17 protein-coding genes and 1 tRNA gene are annotated in these 19217 nt (G+C 66.5%); 12 read left to right on the forward strand and 6 right to left on the reverse strand.

Going from position 1 to position 19217, the window contains the following annotated elements; all coding sequences use genetic code 11:
- From R2733_19820 to R2733_19830, 3 genes are read right to left on the reverse strand one after another with little or no spacing between them, the layout of a single operon-like run.
- Positions 1-792, reverse strand: coding sequence for a PspA/IM30 family protein (locus R2733_19820; GenBank protein ID MEZ5378759.1), 792 nt, complete (start codon positions 790-792; stop codon positions 1-3).
- Between the two features lie 10 nt (positions 793-802).
- Positions 803-2467: a murein biosynthesis integral membrane protein MurJ gene (gene murJ, locus R2733_19825; GenBank protein ID MEZ5378760.1), complete on the reverse strand. Its 1665-nt coding sequence runs from the start codon at positions 2465-2467 to the stop codon at positions 803-805.
- Between the two features lie 20 nt (positions 2468-2487).
- Entirely contained in the window at positions 2488-3900 is a 1413-nt protein-coding gene (locus tag R2733_19830; GenBank protein MEZ5378761.1) for an AAA family ATPase, read from the reverse strand.
- Between the two features lie 93 nt (positions 3901-3993).
- Between R2733_19830 and R2733_19835 the strand changes: the two genes are divergently transcribed.
- The 7 genes from R2733_19835 to R2733_19865 all read left to right on the forward strand — a co-directional run bounded on the left by R2733_19835 (position 3994) and on the right by R2733_19865 (position 10207).
- A complete protein-coding gene (locus R2733_19835) occupies positions 3994-4887 on the forward strand; it encodes a MoxR family ATPase (GenBank protein MEZ5378762.1) in 894 nt (297 codons plus the stop codon).
- On the forward strand, positions 4887-6389 hold the full coding sequence (locus R2733_19840; GenBank protein ID MEZ5378763.1) for a VWA domain-containing protein: 1503 nt from the start codon (positions 4887-4889) through the stop codon (positions 6387-6389). Before R2733_19835 ends, R2733_19840 begins: the two co-directional genes overlap by 1 nt.
- Before the next feature lie 138 nt (positions 6390-6527).
- Entirely contained in the window at positions 6528-7097 is a 570-nt protein-coding gene (locus R2733_19845; GenBank protein MEZ5378764.1) for a sigma-70 family RNA polymerase sigma factor, read from the forward strand.
- The gene (locus R2733_19850; protein MEZ5378765.1) at positions 7084-7818 is read left to right on the forward strand and encodes an anti-sigma factor; all 735 of its coding nucleotides are present in this window, start codon (positions 7084-7086) and stop codon (positions 7816-7818) included. The genes R2733_19845 and R2733_19850 overlap by 14 nt, the downstream gene beginning before the upstream one ends.
- 105 nt (positions 7819-7923) lie before the next feature.
- Positions 7924-8505, forward strand: coding sequence for a hypothetical protein (locus tag R2733_19855; protein MEZ5378766.1), 582 nt, complete (start codon positions 7924-7926; stop codon positions 8503-8505).
- A gap of 42 nt (positions 8506-8547) precedes the next feature.
- The gene (locus R2733_19860) at positions 8548-9480 is read left to right on the forward strand and encodes a DMT family transporter (GenBank protein ID MEZ5378767.1); all 933 of its coding nucleotides are present in this window, start codon (positions 8548-8550) and stop codon (positions 9478-9480) included.
- Between the two features lie 79 nt (positions 9481-9559).
- Positions 9560-10207 carry a hypothetical protein gene (locus R2733_19865; GenBank protein ID MEZ5378768.1) on the forward strand — a complete coding sequence of 216 codons (648 nt, stop codon included), beginning with the start codon at positions 9560-9562 and terminating at the stop codon, positions 10205-10207.
- A gap of 46 nt (positions 10208-10253) precedes the next feature.
- On the opposite strand, the gene R2733_19870 is transcribed toward R2733_19865, so the two are convergent.
- Together R2733_19870 and R2733_19875 are read right to left on the reverse strand one after the other, a co-directional pair.
- Positions 10254-11588: a 3-deoxy-7-phosphoheptulonate synthase class II gene (locus R2733_19870; protein MEZ5378769.1), complete on the reverse strand. Its 1335-nt coding sequence runs from the start codon at positions 11586-11588 to the stop codon at positions 10254-10256.
- Between the two features lie 156 nt (positions 11589-11744).
- Positions 11745-12584, reverse strand: coding sequence for a sigma-70 family RNA polymerase sigma factor (locus R2733_19875; protein ID MEZ5378770.1), 840 nt, complete (start codon positions 12582-12584; stop codon positions 11745-11747).
- Between the two features lie 308 nt (positions 12585-12892).
- On the opposite strand from R2733_19875, the gene nadD reads away from it, so the two are divergent.
- The 4 genes from nadD to R2733_19895 are packed head-to-tail and all read left to right on the forward strand — an operon-like array spanning position 12893 to position 15954.
- Positions 12893-13564 carry a nicotinate-nucleotide adenylyltransferase gene (gene nadD / locus R2733_19880; protein ID MEZ5378771.1) on the forward strand — a complete coding sequence of 224 codons (672 nt, stop codon included), beginning with the start codon at positions 12893-12895 and terminating at the stop codon, positions 13562-13564.
- Positions 13561-14715: a hypothetical protein gene (locus tag R2733_19885; GenBank protein ID MEZ5378772.1), complete on the forward strand. Its 1155-nt coding sequence runs from the start codon at positions 13561-13563 to the stop codon at positions 14713-14715. Before nadD ends, R2733_19885 begins: the two co-directional genes overlap by 4 nt.
- Positions 14716-14746: 31 nt before the next feature.
- Entirely contained in the window at positions 14747-15115 is a 369-nt protein-coding gene (gene rsfS, locus R2733_19890) for a ribosome silencing factor (protein ID MEZ5378773.1), read from the forward strand.
- A 20-nt stretch (positions 15116-15135) separates the two neighbouring features.
- Positions 15136-15954 (forward strand): class I SAM-dependent methyltransferase, encoded by an 819-nt coding sequence (locus R2733_19895; GenBank protein MEZ5378774.1) that lies wholly within the window; start codon positions 15136-15138, stop codon positions 15952-15954.
- 96 nt (positions 15955-16050) lie between these two features.
- Here the strand turns inward: R2733_19895 and leuS are convergent, their stop codons facing one another.
- The gene (gene leuS, locus R2733_19900) at positions 16051-18915 is read right to left on the reverse strand and encodes a leucine--tRNA ligase (GenBank protein ID MEZ5378775.1); all 2865 of its coding nucleotides are present in this window, start codon (positions 18913-18915) and stop codon (positions 16051-16053) included.
- Positions 18916-19049: 134 nt separating this feature from the next.
- Between leuS and R2733_19905 the strand changes: the two genes are divergently transcribed.
- Positions 19050-19122 (forward strand) — tRNA-Ala (locus R2733_19905).
- The last annotated feature ends 95 nt before the right edge of the window (positions 19123-19217 follow it).

The following is a 19217-nucleotide window of genomic DNA, read 5'->3' on the forward strand; positions in this document are numbered from 1 at the left end:
TCAGGCGGAGTCGCCGTCGGCCGTGGCGGTTTCGGTGGCCGGAGCGGCCGCCGGCTCGCTGGTGGCGGCGGTGTCGAGACCGAGCTGGGCCCGGATCTCGCTCAGGCGGGCGCTGGCTTCGACGTTGATCGAGGCCTGCTCGACCTCGAGCATGCGCGCTTCGACCGACGACTCCGACAGCTCGGCCGCGCCCTTGGCCTTGGCGTAGCGGCTCTCGACCTTCTCACGCACCTCGTCGAAGGTGGGCACGTCTTCGCCGACGGTCTCCGACAGCGAGTCCATGGCCTTGTTGAGCTGCTCCTGCATCTTGGCCTGGTCGAGTTGCGACATGAGCTTCTGCCGCTCGGCCAGCTTCTTCTGCAGTGCCGTGGAGTTCTGGTTCACTGCGGCCTTGGCCTGATCGGCGGCCTGCGAGGCGGAGAGGTGCAGCGCCTTCAGGTCTTCGACCTCGCGCTCGAGCGAGATCATCCGGTTGGCGAACGACTCGGCGGCCGAGGTGTACTGCGTGACCTTCTCGGTGTCGCCCTTCTTCTGGGCGTCGTCGGCCATCATCACGGCCTGACGGGCGTTGTTGGCGACCTTCTCGTACTCCTCCATGGTGCGGTTGAGCCGGATCTCGGTCTGCTTCTGATTGGCGATCACATTGGCCGCCTGCTCCTTGAGCCGGCGATGCTGATCCTGGGCCTCGGTGATCGCCTGCTCGAGCTGGACCTTGGGGTCGGCCCGCTCGTTGAAGCTCCCCGTGAGCTTCGCAGTCGTGTACTTCCACCAGCGCTTCATGAGCTTGAACATGGCGGTGATGCTAGTCGCTCCCCGTCGCGCCTCGCTGCGCACGAGCGTCGCCAGTGGCACGTGGTCGTAGGCCCTGGAAGCGCAAGAGCCCGATGTAGACGGCGATGGCGGCGATACCGATCACGATGCCCTGGATCGGGGCACCGATCGGGAGGATCACCTGAAGAAGCCAGAGCGAGACGGCGGTGCCCAGTGAGGCGGCGGCGACAGGAAACGCGAGCCCCGAGGAGACGTGTCGACCCACGCGCTTCTCGAGCGCTCGCCGGAGAAGGAACCACTCGACGATCGAGGCGACGGCGGCTCCGAAGGCGATGCCGACGGCGCCGAGCCGGGCGATCGAGGTGTCGGCTCGCACTTCCTTCGGCAGGGGTGACCAGAGTCCGGCGGGGAGATCGGACCAGCCCGAGATGCTGCCACCACTGGCGATCAGCCGGTCGAACTGGAACATGACGACGATCGTCACCATGGTGAGAACCACCAGCCGCACGATGGCGATCTGTGCTGGTCGTCGGACGTCGCCCAGCGCGTACAGGGCGTTCTGGGTGACTCGGGCGCTCATGGTGGCGGGGAGGGCGAGCGCGAACACGAACAGCACCATCGCCATGACGTCGACCCGGTCGTCGGAGATCGGCGACTTGCCCACCACCTCACTCAACCACTGGTACATCGTGGTGATGACCGGCCGGGCGGCTGCGGTGAAGACGGCGAGGACGAGACCTGCGGGAAGCACGATCTTGCGCAGGCCGACCTCGAGCCGGAGCGCCACCGTGGCGGCCCGGTCGGACTGGCGTGACATCTCGGTGAGCTCGGCAGTGGCGATGGCGAACCCGAACAGCGAGATCGGCAGGAGGTAGAGCGGCATGATCAGCGCAAGCGAGGCAATGCTCGACGTCGCCAGAAAGCTCGCCAGCGTGAGATCGATGTAGCTCGAGAGCTGAACCACGCCTCGGGCGCCGAGCGCAGGCGCAAATCGCTTGAGCACGATGCCGACGCGGCCGCCGCGGTGGAGGTGGGGCGTGACACCGTGGGTGAGCACCCGGACCCGAGGGATCTGCACGCCGAGCTGCAGGACACTGCCGATACCGACGGCGATGGCGAGCAGCGTGGTGATCCGCTCGGGTGTCGGGTTGGTGCCGAACAACGTGGCTGCGAGCACCACACCGGTGAGCATGACGATCTGTGCGAGATTCCACAGTGCGGGCGCGACGTAGCTCAGGAAGTACTGGCGATGGGCGTTGAGGATGCCGAGGCACCAGGCCGAGATGCCGAGCAAGCCGATGCCGGGGGCGGTGATACGCGTCAACCAGACGGCCTGGTCGTGGACCTCGGGCGTCAGGCCCGGTGCCGTGATGCTGATGACCGGCCCGGCGGCGAGCACCATGATGGCGACGATCAACATGATCGCTGCGGTGAGCAAGCCGAGCACGCCGCCGGCCACCCGCCGAGCCTCGACCTCGTTGCGCTCCTCGATGAGGCGGGCGTACACGGGCACGAACGACGCCGACAGTGAGCCCTCCCCGAGGAGGTTCTGGACGATGTTCGGCACCTTCATGGCGGTGCGGAAGGCGTCGGCCGCCGGTCCGGCGCCGAGCGTCGCGCCGATCAAGGCTTCGCGCACCAGGCCGAAGCTGCGGCTGATGCCGATGCCGGCTGCTGCTCGGTTCGCCCCGCTCATTCGGACGGCTCCGCCGCCACTCAGACGGCTCCGCCGACGGGAACGCCGGCGATGTCCTGCGCAGTGAGCTCGATGAGCTGCTCGTCGGTCGGCGCCTCGACCTCGACCAGTCGGGTGGCCTGGCGGGCGACGGCCCCCTCGAAGAGATTGCGGACCAGGCGACCGTTGCCGAACCCCGGCCCTCGTTCATGGGCGGCGAACCAGGCGAGCGCCGCTTCGGTCGCACCATCGCCCAGCTCGTAGCGGCCCTTGCCACAGATCAGCAGCAGGATCGCCAGCAGCTCGTCGTCGGAGTAGTCGGGGAACGTGACCGTCTTCGGGAAGCGGCTCGAGAAGCCGGGATTGGCAGCGACCAGCTCGGCCATCTCCTTCGGGTAGCCGGCGAGGATCACGACCATCGTGTCTCGCCGATCCTCGACGTTCTTGACGATGGCGTCGATCGCCTCACGCCCGAAGTCCTTCTCGCCGCCGCGCATGAGCGAATACGCCTCGTCGATCAGGAGCACGCCGCCGTCGGCATTCTCGAAGACTTCGGCCACCTTGGTGGCGGTCTGGCCGACGAAGCCGGCGACGAGCCCGCTGCGGTCGATCTCGGTGAGATGGCCGATCTCGACGAGATCGAGACTGCGGTAGATCCGGGCGAGCAGGCGAGCCACGGTGGTCTTGCCGGTGCCGGGGTTGCCGCTGAACACCAGGTGTTTGTTGGAGTCGATGACGGGCAGTCCTCGATCGGCCCGCAGTTTCTGCACCCGGAGCAGTGCGGTGAGGAGGCGGACTTCTTCCTTTACGGCGTCGAGGCCGATGAGCGAGTCGAGTTCGGCCAGCACGTCTTCCAGCGGCTCGGCCGGCACGGGTTCGGGCTTGGCGGCCTCTTCGGTGGCGGCCTGCGCTGCAGTGGCAGCAGCCGGCCCCGGTCCGGCGACGGCGCCGGGCTGAGGCGGGCCGGGCTTGCCGGTCGGGAGTTCGGCGAGCAGCAGTCGCTGGAGCGCAACGACGGCGGCAAGTTCGGCCTCGGACGGCCACTTGTCGAGTGAGATCACCGTATGAGCGAGCGCCATGATCTCGTCGTAGTAGAGCCGGCCGTACGCCGTGCCCCGGATCCGGTCGACATCGCACAGGGTCTTGAACAGTGTGGAGGGCGTGGCGAGCCATTCCCGGCGCCCGTCGAAGATGGTGCTGCTGCGCAGCTGGGCGGGCATGGCGTTGCTCGGCAGCAGATCGTGCGGGGCAAAGGCCGCAACGAGCGCCCAGAGTTCGTCGTCGGTGTGGCGGCCGTCGGCGTCGATCAGGGCCGTGCTCAGGTGGTACGCCTCGACGACGGCGTCGTTGGCCAGGCGGCGGGGATCGACCGTGGTGCCGGCTGCGGCGTCGACGAGAGCGTCTCCAATGCGTCGAGCGAACTGTTCAACTGCTCGATGCAAGCCTCGGTCCATAGCGCCACGATGCTACTCAACATCGCCGGTCGCGCAGATCTCTTCCCATCTCATCTTGACCGGGTAGTCAAGCCTGCTTGTAGGTTGTGCCCCATGACTCATCGATTCGACTCCGTCGATGCCGTCCGTGAAGGTCTTCGTACGGTGGATTATCTCGCCGACGACGCCATTGCCGGTATCGCTTTCCTCGCCGACCGACTCCAGAAGCCGATTCTGGTGGAAGGGCCGGCAGGTACCGGCAAGACCGAACTGGCGAAGTCGATCGCCCAGATGATCGGCGCCCGCCTCATCCGTCTCCAGTGCTACGAAGGGCTCGACGAGTCCAAGGCGCTGTACGAGTGGAACTACAAGAAGCAGCTCCTGCGTATTCAGGCCGAAGGCGACGAGGCCACCTGGGACGACATCCAGAACGACATCTTCTCGAACGACTTCCTCCTCGAGCGTCCGCTGCTCGAGGCGATCCGTTCCGAGGATCCGGTCGTGTTGCTGATCGACGAGGTCGACCGTGTCGAGGTCGAGACCGAAGCGCTCCTGCTCGAGCTGCTGTCCGACTACCAGGTGTCGATCCCCGAGCTCGGCACGCTCGAAGCCCGCCAGATCCCGCTGGTGTTCCTCACCTCGAACAACACCCGTGAACTCTCCGAGGCCCTCAAGCGCCGCTGCCTCTTCCTCCACCTCGACTACCCGAGCATGGAGCGCGAGAAGGAGATCGTCCTCACCCGGGTGCCCGACATCACCGACAACCTGGCCGACCAGATCGCCCGCATCGTGCGCTCGATCCGTCAGCTCGAGCTGAAGAAGGCACCGTCGGTGTCGGAGACCATCGACTGGGCCCGCACTCTGATCCTGCTCGGCATCGAGCAGATCACGGCGAAGGACGCCACCGAAACGGTCAGCATCCTGCTGAAGTACCGCTCCGACATCGAAAAGGTCGTCAAGGAGTTCAGCCAGAACGAGAAGACCCACTTCGAGTCGACGGCCAGCTGATGACCCCTCCGACCGACACCTCCGTGAACGGCAACGGCTCGAGCCCGGGCGACGCCGGCAGCGTCCCTCTGTTCGATCTCCTGGAGGGCTTCGTGCAAGACCTCCGCGCCGCCGGGCTGCCCGTGTCGCTGTCGGAGAACATCGACGCCGCCGCTGCGGTGCGCCACATTCCCATCGAGGACCGCAACGCGTTCAAGTACGCGTTGGCGGCCACGCTGGTGAAGAACAACTCGCACTGGCGCACGTTCGAAACCCTGTTCGAGGTCTACTTCTCGTTGCGAGGCAAGGAGTACGCAGTCGGCGACGAGTCGAAGGACCCGTTCGCCGACATGGACGTCGACCAGAACTTCGACGACCAGCCGCCGGGCGAAGGTGGCCAGGGCGGCGGCGACGGCATGACGCCCGAGGAAATGGCCGAGATGCTGTTCCAGGCGTTGCTGCGCGGCGACGACACGCTCATGCGGGCGATCGCCCGCCAGGCCGTCAAGCGTTACGCCGGCATGGAGCCGGGTCGCCCGGTCGGCGGCACGTACTACCTCTACCGCACCCTCCGGAATCTCGATCTCGACGGGATGATGGAACGGCTGATGGAGCAGTCCAAGCAAGAGGCCGGTGGCGAGCTCACCCCGCTCGAGGAACGGCTCGAGAAGGACGAGTTCGACGACCGGATCGAGAAGCTGAAGAAGGAGATCGAAGCCGAGATCCGTCGCCGTTTGGTGGCCGATCGTGGGGCCGAGGCCATGGCCAAGACCCTGCGCAAGCCGCTGCCGGAAGATGTCGACTTCATGCACGCCAGCCGCGACGAGATGGCGGCGCTGCGCAAGGCGATCTATCCGCTCACCCGCAAGCTGGCGGTTCGCCTCGCTCGCAAGCGTCGCCACGGTCGCAAGGGTCCGCTCGACTTCCGCTCCACCGTGCGCCACTCGCTCAGCTATGGCGGTGTGCCCGCCGAGCTCAAGTTCCGCTACCCCCGCCCGTCGAAGCCCGAGATCATGGTGATCGCCGACATCTCCGGTTCGGTGGCGGCCTTCGCCCGGTTCACGCTGCATCTCGTCTACGCCATTTCGAGCCAGTTCTCGAAGGTGCGGGCGTTCGTCTTCATCGATGGGCTCGACGAGGTCACTCGGTTCTTCGAGGGAGTCGACGACATCTCCGAGGCCGTGCATCGGGTCAACACCGAAGCCGACGTCATCTGGGTCGACGGCCACTCCGACTACGGCCATGCGTTCGAGGTCTTCTGGGAGAAGTACGGCAACGACGTCAACTCCAAGACCACGGTGTTGATCCTGGGCGACGCCCGGAACAACTATCACGCCTCGCAGGCCTGGATCATCAAGGAAATCGAGAAGAAGGCACGCAAGACCTTTTGGCTCAACCCCGAGCCGAAGGCCTACTGGGACACCGGTGACTCCATCGTCGGCGAATATGGGGCACACTGCGAGGGTGTGTTCGAGGTCCGCAACCTGCGCCAGCTCGAGAAGTTCGTCGACAACCTCGTCTGAGGACCGGCGAGAACGGTCACGGCGGTCACGAGTGCATCCACGAACCGGTGACACAGCGAAGATCGAGATGTGTCACCTGTCGCCCTGTTGGCTGCTCCGAACCGGTCGGCTGCTCGTCGCACCGACGATCGTGAGCCGATGACGTCGCTCGATCACCGATTCGCCGCGGGCGATGAGTCGGCGTTGCGAGAAGCGTTCGACCAGCACGGCCCGCTCGTGCTCGGCATGGCGCGTAAACTCGTCGGCGCCGACGCCGAAGACGTTGCACAGCAGGTGTTCCTGGCGGCATGGAAGGCCAGGGAGCGCTATGACGCCGACCGTGGGCCGCTCGGCGCCTGGCTGGTCGGCATCACCCGGTTCAAGGCAATCGATCATCTGCGGGCCAAGAGCCGCCAGTTGCGCACCGTCGACGATGAGTTCATCGAGCGCAGCGGGGCCAACGAGCCCTACGAGGAGAGCTTGGCGTCCCGGCTTGCCGATCGGATGGTGCTGACCGAGGCGTTGAGCATCCTGCCCGACGAGCGTCGAGAGATCGTGAAGATGTCGTTCTACGACGGGCTCACACACGCAGAGATCTGCGAGCGCACCGGCATCCCGCTCGGCACCATCAAGAGCCATGTCCGGCGAGGACTCCTGGCCATGCGCGACCATCTCGATCGCGCCCGCCTCGATCCCGACGATCGAAAGGCCGACGATGACCGGATCTGACGCACGGTCGTGGGCAAACCTGTCCGACGAGGAACTCCTGGCCCTCTCCGACGCCGAGTTCGACTCGCTCACCGGCGACGTCGCCGACCTCCTGCTCGAAGGGCCGATCGAGATCGAGCCCGAGCAGCCGTCGGCTTCGTTGTGGGCGGCGATCGCCGCCCAACTCGAGGTCGATCTTGCGATCGACCGCGATCGACCGCTCACGCCGGTGCAGCCGCTCGAGCGCCGTCGCTCGGGCACCGACACCGCGGCGAGCAAGCCTGCGTTCCGGGCATCGTCGCGGTGGAGCGGCCGCACGGCCGCGCTGACACTCATTGCCGCTGCCGTCCTGCTGATCGCTGTTCCGCTCGGACTCAGCCTCCGGTCCAGGGACAACGACCCCGAGATCCTGGCGGCGGCCGACCTCGAAGTCCTCGATCCGGCGGCCACCTTCGGTCACGCCGATCTGGTGGCCGAGAGTGGGGGAGAAGCGATCGCCTTGGACTACGAGGCAACAGCGCCGACCGACGAGTACCTGGAGCTGTGGCTGCTGGCCGTCGACGACGACGGAGGAGTCGAGGATCTTCGTTCGCTCGGCCGGGTCGAAGGCGACGGTCCCTACGAACTCCCGGCCGATATCGATCGCGATCGGTTCAACGTCGTCGACATCTCGATCGAGGCCGATGACGGTGACGCCACGCACTCGGGCCACAGCATTCTCCGAGGTCAACTCACCAGCTGAGCCGTGCTCGCCACCCGACGGCCCGAGCGAACTACTGTCGGGGCAGCGGAGACAGGTGTCGTGACGTGGGCGCCGTGCGATCCGTTCGGTCTGAGGAGGGAACCCATGGCCTACGACGAGTTCGATTCGGCGACCTTCGGCAGCATGCCGGGGTCCGACAGCGTCGGCGGTGTGTCGTCGGCCTCGATCATCGACGATGGCTCGATCATGCCAGGCGACCTGCGCTCTCTGGCAACGCGAGTCATCGGTCTGGTCGTTGCGCTCTGGGCGGCGGTGTCGGCCTTGCTCGCCTATGGCTATGACCGCGGTTCGGGTGCGCTCTACGACTTCGTCCTCGAGATCCCGGCCTGGCGGTACTTCGTGTCGCCGGTCGAGCTGCGCCCACGGCTCCTCGATGACGTGTCGATCCTCTACGACGTCGGCGGCACGATGCTGCTGGCGCCCCTGTTCCTCGCCACCGTCGCCGTCGCCATGCTGGGTGTTGCGCTTGCGCTCGGCCTGGTCTCGCCGGGTCTGTTGCGTCGGGTCGTTTCCCAGTACGTGATCGTCATCGGCCTGCTGTACTTCATGATCAGTTCCGACACCGCGGTCTCGATCACGAGCCTCGCCGTGCGGTCGATCGCCCTGCCGGTGCTCGCGGCCATTGCGCTGTCGTTGCTCGACCGGACCTCGCAGCCAACCGTCTGAAATTCGCCAGTCGGCGCGGCGACGGGCCGGTACCGTCGCCGAGTGACCTCGATCTCCCTCCCGACCAGAGCTGCGACGACCAGCGACGATGCCTTCGGTCCTGGCGACTGGTTGCTGTTCCTCGGCATCGCCACGATCTGGGGATCGTCGTTCTTCTTCATCGCCGTGGCCCTCGAGTCGCTGCAGCCGGGATTGATCACCTTCCTGCGAGTCGGCCTCGGGGCACTCGTGCTGGCGCTGCTGCCGGGGAACGAGCGGCGACCAGTCGAGGCAGCCGACCGCAGCCGGTTCGTCGCCCTGTCGGTGCTGTGGGTGGCGCTGCCCTTCACGTTGTTCCCACTGGCCGAGCAGCACATCAATTCGGCAGTCACCGGCTTGCTCAACGGTGGCACGCCGATCTTCGCTGCCATCGCAGGAACGCTGTGGTTCGGTCGGTCGCCACGCGGCCTCCAGCTCCTCGGCATCGCCGTCGGCTTCGTCGGCGTGTCGTTGATCAGCGCCCCGTCCCTCGGCGAGGGATCGAGCGAAGCACTCGGTGTGGCCCTCGTGGTGCTGGCCACGATGTGCTACGGCGTCGCCATCAACCTCGCCGCCCCGCTCCAGCAGGCCTACGGATCGGTGGCGACGATGGGTCGGGTTTTGGCGCTTGCCTCGATCTGGACGCTGCCCTTCGGTCTTTGGGATCTGCGAGGATCCACGTTCGAGTGGAAGCCGGTGCTCGCCATTGCCGTCCTCGGCATGGTCGGTACGGGGAGCGCGTTCGCCATCATGGCCACACTCGTCGGTCGGGTCGGGCCACAACGGGCGTCGTTCTCGACGTATCTGATGCCCGCAGTCTCGCTCGCCATTGGCGTGACCTTCCAGGGCGATCACGTGTCGCCAGTTGCGCTCGTCGGCGTCGTCCTGGTGATCGGCGGCGCCCTGCTCGCCTCCCGAAAGGTCTCCGCCCGCAGCAGCGATCCAGGTTCGGTGTAACCGCAACGGTCCCTCGCCGTCGTGATGGTGGGCAGAAGTGGTGGCTGCGGAGGGCGGTCGCAACGCCCGGAAGGACACCATGCACGTTCGATCCACGCTCGTACTCGGCGCGTTTGCGCTCACACTCGCAGCCTGCGGGGGATCCGATGCGGCGGTGACATCCGACGCCGACGCGGACGAAGCAGCCGTCGCTGCCGACACCTCCAGCACGACGGTCGAGGCAACCACGACGACCACCGAGGCGACCACCACCACCGAGGCAACGACGACGACCACGGAGGAAACCACGACGACCACAGAGGCGTTGCCCGAGGCTCCGGCACCCGGCACCGGGCTCCTGACCATCGAGGGCGTCGAGTATCCGTTCACCATCAACAAGTGCACGACCGAGCCATCGATGATCAACACGTCGACGGTCCTGTTCGAGATGCGTGGCGCGTCGACCGCCGAGGATCGTGAGGTCGAGGTTCGGGCACTCCGAATCGACACCGCCGGCAAGTCCAACGACAGCTTCGGGTACGGCTATGCCGACGATCCGAACGACTTCGAATCTGCGGTCAGCGTCGGTTCGAAGTTCGGAATCGGTTTGGCGATCAAGTTCACCGAGGTCGAGGGCGGGCTCATGATCCACACCGACACCGTGCCGTTCGAACGGACGGAGGGCATCAGTGTGGTCGACGGTGTTGACCCTGGTGAGGGCTCGCTGGTCGCCACCTGCGACCTCTGACGACGTCGACCTTTGAGAAGTAGACCTCCGGTCGAGGCCCGGTGGGCTACTCGGCGATGAACTCGCTGACCCGGAAGGCGAGGTCGAGGCTCTGACTTGCGTTGAGACGGGGGTCGCACATGGTCTCGTAGCGCTCGTTGAGGTCGTCGTCGTCGAGTTGGGCGGCACCACCGAGGCACTCGGTGACGTCCTCACCGGTGAGTTCGACGTGGATCCCGCCCGGCCAGGTGCCGACCTGGCGATGCGCAGCGAAGAAGCCCTCGACTTCGCCGAGAATGGCGTCGAAGTGGCGAGTCTTGTAGCCCGTGGTGGCCGTGAAGGTGTTGCCGTGCATCGGATCGCAGGCCCACACCACGGGATGTCCGGCGTCGCGCACGGCCTCGAGCAGCGGCGGCAGGTTGGTGCGCACGTTGTCGACGCCCATCCGGGTGATGAGCGTGAGGCGGCCCGGGTCGCGGTCGGGGTCGAGCGCCTCGCAGAGCGCGATGAGCTCGTCGGCGGTGGCGGTGGGGCCGACCTTGCAGCCGATCGGGTTCTTGATGCCCCGGAAGAACTCGACGTGGGCGCCGTCGAGATTGCGGGTGCGCTCGCCGATCCACACCATGTGGGCCGAGCAGTCGTACCACTCGTCGGTGAGGGTGTCCTTGCGGGTGAGCGCCTCTTCGTAGGGGAGGAGCAGAGCCTCATGGCTGGTGTAGAAGTCGGCCTCGTGGATCTCGGGATGGCTCGACGAGATGCCGGCCGCCTCCATGAACCGCAGTGCACGATCGATCTCGGCGGCGAGGGCGGCGTAGCGCTGGCCCTCGGCCGAGGCGGCCACGAACTCCTGGTTCCACGCCTGCACCCGGTGCAGATCGGCGAACCCACCCTTGGTGAAGGCGCGCAACAGGTTGAGGGTTGCGGCCGACTGGTTGTAGGCCCGCAGCAGACGTTGAGGGTCGGGCGTGCGGTCGCCGGCCGAGAACGGCAGGTCGTTGACCATGTGGCCGAGGAACGACGGAAGCTCCTCGCCGTCGATGGTCTCGGTGGCGCTCGAGCGAGGCTTGGCGAATTGGCCGGCGATTCGGCCGACTTTCACGGCCGGCACGCCCGAGGAGTAGGTGAGGGCCACGGCCATCTGCAGGATGACACGCAGCCGGTCGCGAATGGCGTTGGCGTTGAAGCCGTCGAACGACTCGGCGCAGTCGCCGGCCTGGAGGAGGAACGCCTTGCCGGCGGCGACACTGGCCAGCTTGGCTTTGAGGTCGCGGGCCTCACCGGCGAAGACGAGCGGCGGATAGGTGGCGAGTTCCTTCTCGATCTGCTCCAGCGCCGAGGCCTCTGGCCAAGCGGGCTGGTGTTTTGCATCGAATGAGCGCCACGATCCGGGGTTCCAAGTCACGCTCTGAGTCTTCCGAGTCCGCCGGGGAACCACAACTGATTTTCGAATCTGTCCAGAACGCGCACTGGCCACCCGATCGGGGTGGCCAGTGCGTTCATTCGTGGTGTTCGGTGGAACCCGTCGTCAGCGCCCGGGGCGCTTGGTGGGGGGTTTCCTTCAAGCGGCGTCGAAGTCCGCCATGACGTCGCCCGCCTGGTCGCGAACGGCGCTGACGGCCCGCTTCACCAGGCGGCGAGCGGCTTCGGCGGTCACGCCCAGCTCTTCGCCGACCTCGCGGTAGGAGCGCTTGCGGCCGTCGTTGAGGCCGAACCGCTGCTCGACTGCGTAGCGGGCACGGTCATCGAGGACGTCGAGCAGGTCGGTGACCATCTGCTCCTCGGCTCGAGCCATGACCTCGATCTCCGGTCCATCGTTGGAGTCGGGGAGGAGATCGACGAGCTCGTTGGAGTCGTCGTCGCCGATCGTGCGATCGAGCGAGGTGGGGGTGGTGAGGCGGTGCAGACGTGCGTGCTCGTCGTCGAGCTCGTCGCCATCGCCCGACACCTGACGCAGCGCGGCGCGCAGGCTGGCAGAGCGATCGCCCGGCAGGCGGACGAGGCTGGCCTTCTGGTCGAGGGCCCGGCCGATTGCCTGGCGGATCCAGAACGTGGCGTAGGTGGAGAACTTGAAGCCCTTGCGCCAGTCGAACTTGTCGACCGCGTGCTCGAGCCCGAGGTTGCCTTCCTGGATGAGATCGAGAAGTTCCATGGAAGGAGGCAGCGGGTAGCGGCGAGCAACGCTCACCACGAGGCGGAGGTTGGCCCGGATGAACCGGTCCTTGGCCCGAGCGGCGGCTCGGACGGCCCGCTTGTTGGCGGCGTTGTCTTCGCCGGCGTCGATGCGTTCCTGGGCCTCACGGCCCTTTTCGATGATCTGGCTGAGCTCTCGCTCTTCGTCGGCGGTGAGAAGGGGGACGAGCCCGATCTCGTTGAGGTACTGACCTACTGAATCACTCATTTTGTGCGCGGTTTCGTCTCGAGGTGGGAGCGGGGGCGGTGGGGGGTGCGGATGAAGGTTCGATGACGGGGGGTGAAGCCGAATGTGGACTGGCTAGTCTCATCTCCAGCCGCTGAAATCGAGCTTCGCAGTGAGGGGCTCGCAAGGTGGGGCAGAAGCGTGAGTGCAGCCGTTCGAGGCATTGTCACTCGGACAAACGTCCAAACGCCCATTTAAGTACAGATTGTTCCCGCGCGTCGAGTGTTAACAGTCACAGAAATTCTGTTTGACCGAACATGACGTGCGGAGCCTGCCCTAGCGTGGCAACGATGTCGCTCGAGGAACCGGATCGCCCCCCGCAGACCGCCTCGAGCGCCGCACCAGCGCAATCCCAGCAACCACGCCGGATCGGCCTCTTCGGCGGCACGTTCGACCCGCCCCACATCGGCCATTTGATCGTCGCGGAAGCGGTCCGCGACACCCTTCACCTCGACGAGATCAGGTGGATCGTTGCCAACGATCCCTGGCAAAAAACATCCGATCGACGCATCAGCGATGCCGATGTCCGGCTGGCCATGGTGCGAGCAGCGCTCGATGGCGCTCCCGGTATGGAAGCCAGTGATGTCGAGATCCGTCTCGGCGGGGCCAGCTATTCGATCGTCACACTCGAACACCTGCGGTCGGCCGAACCCGACACCGAGTGGCTTCTCATCGTCGGCGCCGATGCCGCGTCCGGGCTCGACACCTGGCACCGGGCCGATGAGCTGGCCGACATGGTCGAGGTCGTGGTGGTGAACCGGCCGGGGGAGTGCGATGACAACGATGCCGGCGGCACGGCACCGCCGGGATGGCGATGGCAGCCGGTCGAGGTGCCGGCGATCGGTGTCTCGTCGACGGACCTGCGGCGTCGGGTCGCCACCGGACGCTCGATCCGCTTCCTCACGCCGGCCGCGGTTGCCGACATCATCGACACTGAACAGCTCTATCGTCAGCCTCGATGATCCGCCCCGTCGCCACGCTGCCGCCGAAGGAGCGGGAACGACTTCGGCCGCCCGGCGACGCGCCGCTGCCGGCGACGACACCACCCCGGCGCTCGGGTCATCCGTGGTGGTTCGTCGTGCTCGAGGTGATGCTGCTGCTCTCGGTTCCCCTCCTCGGCTACTTCGGCGGCCGGGCGCTGTTGTCAACGAAAGCGGGGACGTTCACGTCACAACCCGAGCCCGGTGAACCGGGCTGGCACGCCCTGGTCGATCCGAGTCCTGTGGTGGCCATCGCCGAAGTGCTCGACGACCGGGTCACCGGCCTCGTCGTGGTCGCAGAGCCCGGGCAGGGCACCGCCGGTGGGGCGCTCATCATGGTGCCGGGTGCGCTCCAGCTTGCCGACGGGCGTCGGTTGTCAGAGCTGTCACCGAGCGATGCGCTCGCCGGACTGTCGGTCGAGCTGCGACTCGGCTTCACCGAGACCTACGTGGTGTCACCAACCGACTGGGCCGCAGTGATCGGCGACAAGGCCTACGAAATCGACAACCCCGATCCCATCGCCGGTGCCGACGGCGAGCTGGTGTTCCCCGTGGGTCGGGTCACGGTCGACGCCACGACGGCCGCAGTGTTTCTCGGTGCGAGTGAGGTGGGCACCAACCCGTTGTCGCTGCTCTATCGGCGTGAGCTGTTCTGGCAGGCCCTGCTCGCCGATCCTCCGACCACGATCGATCCGGTGGCGGTGCTGATCGAGCAGGTGACCGCCGGCACCGAACGTATCGACGACCTGCCGACCGAGCAGCTCGACAACGAGCGGGTGATCGACCCCGAGGGCGCCGAAGCGCTGATCAACACGGTCGTCCCGCTGCCCAGCGGCTCCCAGCCTGGCGATCGAGTGGCCATCAGGGTCGTCGATCGCTCCGGCCAACACGACACGCAGGCCATCGCCCTGGCGCTCGGCGCGCTCGGACTCGAGGTCACCGAGATCGCCAATGCGGCGATCTTCGATGATGGTCCGACCCAGCTGGTCGTGCCCAGCTCGGTCGATATCGAAGCCATGCGCGAACTGGCGGCCGACCTCGGAGCCGATACCGTTTCACCCGACCCGGTCGACGAAACCGAACTCAGTACGGTGGTACTGCTCGTCGGCAACGACATCGATCTCGGCGGCTGACCGTCGCCAACCGACACCAACAAGGGCCCACGTGAGCGCAGCGCAACAAGACGAAGAAGTCCGGTCCTGGGTGACCGCCGCCATGGACGGTGCCGACGACAAGTTGGCACGCCGCACCGAGGCGTTCTTCGTCGGCGAGGTCATGGGGATCACCGACTGGTTCGTGGTCACGTCGGGGTCGAACCCCCGCCAGGTGCGCGCCATCGTCGAGAACGTCGAAGAAGCCGTGTTCCTCGCCGACGGGCCGAAGCCGCGCAGTATCGAGGGGCTCGACGAGATGAGCTGGGTCCTCATGGACTTCGGCGAGTTCGTCGTCCACGTCTTCAGCGAAGAGGCTCGTGAGTACTACGACCTCGAGCGCCTGTGGGCCGACGTGCCCCGGCTCGAGCGCACCGCCTGATCGCATCGGACGGGCTGACCATGCACGCCGGCGGGCCCGACGAACCCGAGTGGCTCGACGTCAACCGCCAGCTCTGGGATGCGATGGCCGACGCCCATGTGGATTCGGCGTTCTACGACCTCGCCGGCTTGGTCGCCGGGCGTGATGACCTGCGACCGTGGGAGTCGCGAGAGGTCGGACCGGTCGACGGCAAACGATTGCTCCACCTGCAGTGCCACCTGGGCACCGACACGATCGGTTGGGCCCGCCTCGGCGCCCGCTGCACCGGGCTCGACTTCTCGCCTCGTGCCATCGGGATCGCCCGCATGCTCGGGCGGTGGGCCGGGTTCGAGATGTCCTGGGTCGAGGCCAACGTCTATGACGCCGTCGCGGCGCTCGACGAGCAGCGATTCGACGTGGTCTACACCGGCGTGGGCGCACTGAACTGGCTGCCGAACCTCGATCGCTGGGCCCACGTCGTCGCCGACCTGGTCGAGCCGGGCGGGTTCCTCTATCTCTACGAGATCCATCCGATGGCGATGGCGATGGACGACACCGGGACGCGGCTGATCGACGATCTGATCGGTGGGCCATTCCAGCGACTCGACGACGGCCAGGGCACCTACGCGGCCCCCGACGCCGAACTCGAGGTCACCGAGAGTTTCGAGCGGGTGCACTCGATCGACGAGATCCTCTCGGCCGTCCTCGGTGCCGGTCTCGTGATCGAGCACTATCGCGAGTTCGACGCCACCCCGTCACCGGCGCCCTACCTCGAACGCGGCACCGACCGCCTCTACCGGTTCCCCGACGGCGCAACCCGCTTCCCCCTCACCTTCTCCCTCCGAGCCCGCCACCCCTGATCGACACCCCCGGGGGGCCGCCAACCCACCGCAACTTTGGAGAGTTCATGCCGCTCAGAGGTGCGAACTCGCCAAAGTTGCCGGGGTTTTGAGCGGTCAGGCGACGATGTTGACCAGTTTGGGGAGGCGCACGATCACCTTCTTCGGCGGGTTGCCGCCGGTGTGCTGCTGCACCGAGGGCGACGCAAGGGCGGCCGCTTCGGCGTCGGCTTCGGAGATGTCGGCCGGCACCTCGAGCCGGTCGCGAACCTTGCCGTTGACCTGGACGACCAGGGTGACGGTGTCGGACACCAGCAGCGCCGGGTCGAAGGTCGGGAACGCTTCGAAGGTGACGGTGGTGTCGTTGCCGAGACGCGACCACAACTCCTCGCCCATGTGGGGAGCGAGCGGGGCCAACATGATGGCCATGGCCGCAGCAACCTCGCGAGGCGAGCCGCCCACCTGTTGGGCTTCGGTGGTGAGGGCGTTGTTCAACTCGATCAGCTTCGAGATGGCCGTGTTGAACCGCATGTTGGCCATGTCGTCGTCGACGCCGGCGATGGTCTTGTGCAGTGCACGACGCAGCTCGTCGCTGGGATCGGCATCGACGACCCGGCTCTCGCCGGAGTCCTCGTCGACCATGTTGCGCCACACTCGCTGCAGGAACCGCTGCATGCCGACGACATCTCGGGTGTTCCACGGGCGGGACGCGTCGAGCGGGCCCATCGCCATCTCGTAGAGCCGGAACGTGTCGGCGCCGTACTCGTCGTACATCTCGTCGGGGGTGACGATGTTCTTCAGACTCTTGCCCATCTTGCCGTACTCGCGCGCCACGACGTTGCCTTCGTGGGTGTAGACACCGTCGGTGTCGACGACCTCGGAGGCCTCGACCGGTTGGCCCCGATCGTCGCGGTAGGCGAACGCCTGGATGTAGCCCTGGTTGAACAGGCGATGGAACGGCTCGAACGAGCTCACGTGGCCCAGGTCGAACAGCACCTTGTGCCAGAACCGGGAGTACAGCAGGTGCAGCACGGCGTGCTCGACACCGCCGACATAGAGGTCGACACCGCCCGAGTGACCCTCGTACTTCGGGCCCATCCAGTACTTCTCGACCTCGGGATCGACGAAGGCGTCGCTGTTGGTGGGGTCGAGATAGCGCAGTTCATACCAGCACGAGCCCGCCCATTGGGGCATGACGTTGACCTCACGCCGATAGGTGGCGGGGCCGTCGCCCAGGTCGAGTTCGACGTCGAGCCATTCGGTGGCGCGTGCCAGCGGCGGCACCGGTTCGGTGACGTCGTCGTTGGGATCCATCGCGGTGGGCCGGAAGTCTTCCAGTTCGGGCAGGGTGACCGGCAGCTGGTCATCGGGCACCGAGTGCGGACGGCCGTCGGCGTCGTAGACGATCGGGAAGGGCTCACCCCAGTAGCGCTGGCGGGAGAACAGCCAGTCGCGCAGGCGATAGGTGATGGCGGACTCGCCCACACCGTGCGCCTCGAGCCAGGCGTTGGTGCGCTCCTTGCCCTCGGCGACGCTCGAGATGCCGTTCAGGTCGAGGTCGTCGTTGGCCGAGTTGATGTAGGCGGCATCGCCAACGAACGCGACCGGCCAGCTTGCGGTGTCGAGGGTTGGCTCGATGCCCTGCTCGGCGAACCACGACGCGGGCGGTTCCTGGATAGGCGGGATGTCGAGGCCGAACTTGGTGGCGAACTCGAAGTCGCGCTGGTCGCCACACGGGACGGCCATGATGGCGCCGGTGCCGTAGCCCATCAGGACATAGTCGGCGATCCAGACCGGGATCTCGTCGCCGTTGATCGGGTTGGTGGCATACGAGCCGGTGAACACGCCGGTCTTCTCACGGGTGTCGTCGGCGCGGTCCTGCTCGTCGGTGGCGGCCGCCTTTGCGACGTAGGCCTCGACCTCGGCAGCGTGATCGGTCGTGGTCAGCTCGTGCACGAGCGGGTGCTCGGGGGACAGCACGACGAAGGTGGCGCCGAACAGGGTGTCGGGGCGCGTGGTGAAGACCTCGATGTTGCCGGCGACGGTCGAGAATCGGACGGTCGCGCCGCTGGAGCGTCCGATCCAGTTTCGCTGCATGATCTTGATGGCCTCGGGCCAGTCCAGCGCGTCGAGGTCGTCGAGCAGGCGATCGGCGTAGGCGGTGATGCGCAGCATCCACTGCTTCATGTTGCGCTTGAACACCGGGTAGTTGCCGATGTCGGAGCGGCCCTCGGCGGTGACTTCCTCGTTGGCCAGGATCGTGCCCAGCCCGGGGCACCAGTTGACCGGCGCCTCGGACAGGTAGGCCAACCGGTGACCATCGATGATCGCGTGCTGCTCGGCAGTGGACAGCTCCGCCCACGCCCGCCCGTCGGGTGTTGGTCGTTCGCCGGACTCGAATGCAGCGATCAGCTCGCCGATGGGGCGAGCGATGTCGGCGTCGGTGTCGTACCAGGAGTTGAAGATCTCGAGGAAGATCCACTGGGTCCACCGGTAGAAGTCCTCGTCGGTGGTGGCCACGCTGCGTCGGGCGTCGTGGGCCAGGCCCAGCCGGCGCAGCTGGCGACGCATGTTGTTGACGTTGTCCTCGGTGTTCACCCGCGGGTGGACACCGGTGTTGATGGCGTGCTGCTCGGCGGGCAGGCCGAACGAGTCGTAGCCCAGGGCGTGCAGGACGTTGTAGCCCTTCATCCGCTGGTAGCGGCCGAACACGTCGGTGCCGATGTAGCCGAGTGGGTGGCCGACGTGGAGTCCCTTGCCCGACGGATAGGGGAACATGTCGAGGACGAACAGCTTCGGACGATTGCCGACCGCGTCGGGATCGGCCAGCGGGCCGGCCGGATTCGGCGCCTCGAACGTGCCGTTGGCATCCCACACGTCTTGCCACCGGGTCTCGATCTCGTTGGCGAGGGAGGCGTCGTAGCGGAAGGCAGGCAGGTCGGCGGCGACGCCGGTCGAGGTGGGGGAAGTGTCGGAACCCATGGTCGGACATGGTAGGCAACCGGCCTTGCGGATCGGTTCGACATTTGGTCCGTGATGGGGTTGTTGGTGGGAGCAGAGTTGGTACGATCTCACTTCCGAATCGGGCCATGAGGCGCGAGTCGGACCGCACATGCGGGGCTATAGCTCAGTTGGTAGAGCGCTTCCATGGCATGGAAGAGGTCAGGAGTTCAATTCTCCTTAGCTCCACGAAGTAAGGCCAGGTCATCGACCTGGCCTCTTTCATTTTTCCAGATGCTGGCATGCCGAGTGAGTTACGGGGTGAGTTACGCAGAACGGACAGT

The sequence above is a fragment of the Acidimicrobiales bacterium genome, from assembly GCA_041394265.1.
Lineage (GTDB): Bacteria > Actinomycetota > Acidimicrobiia > Acidimicrobiales > SZUA-35 > JBBQUN01.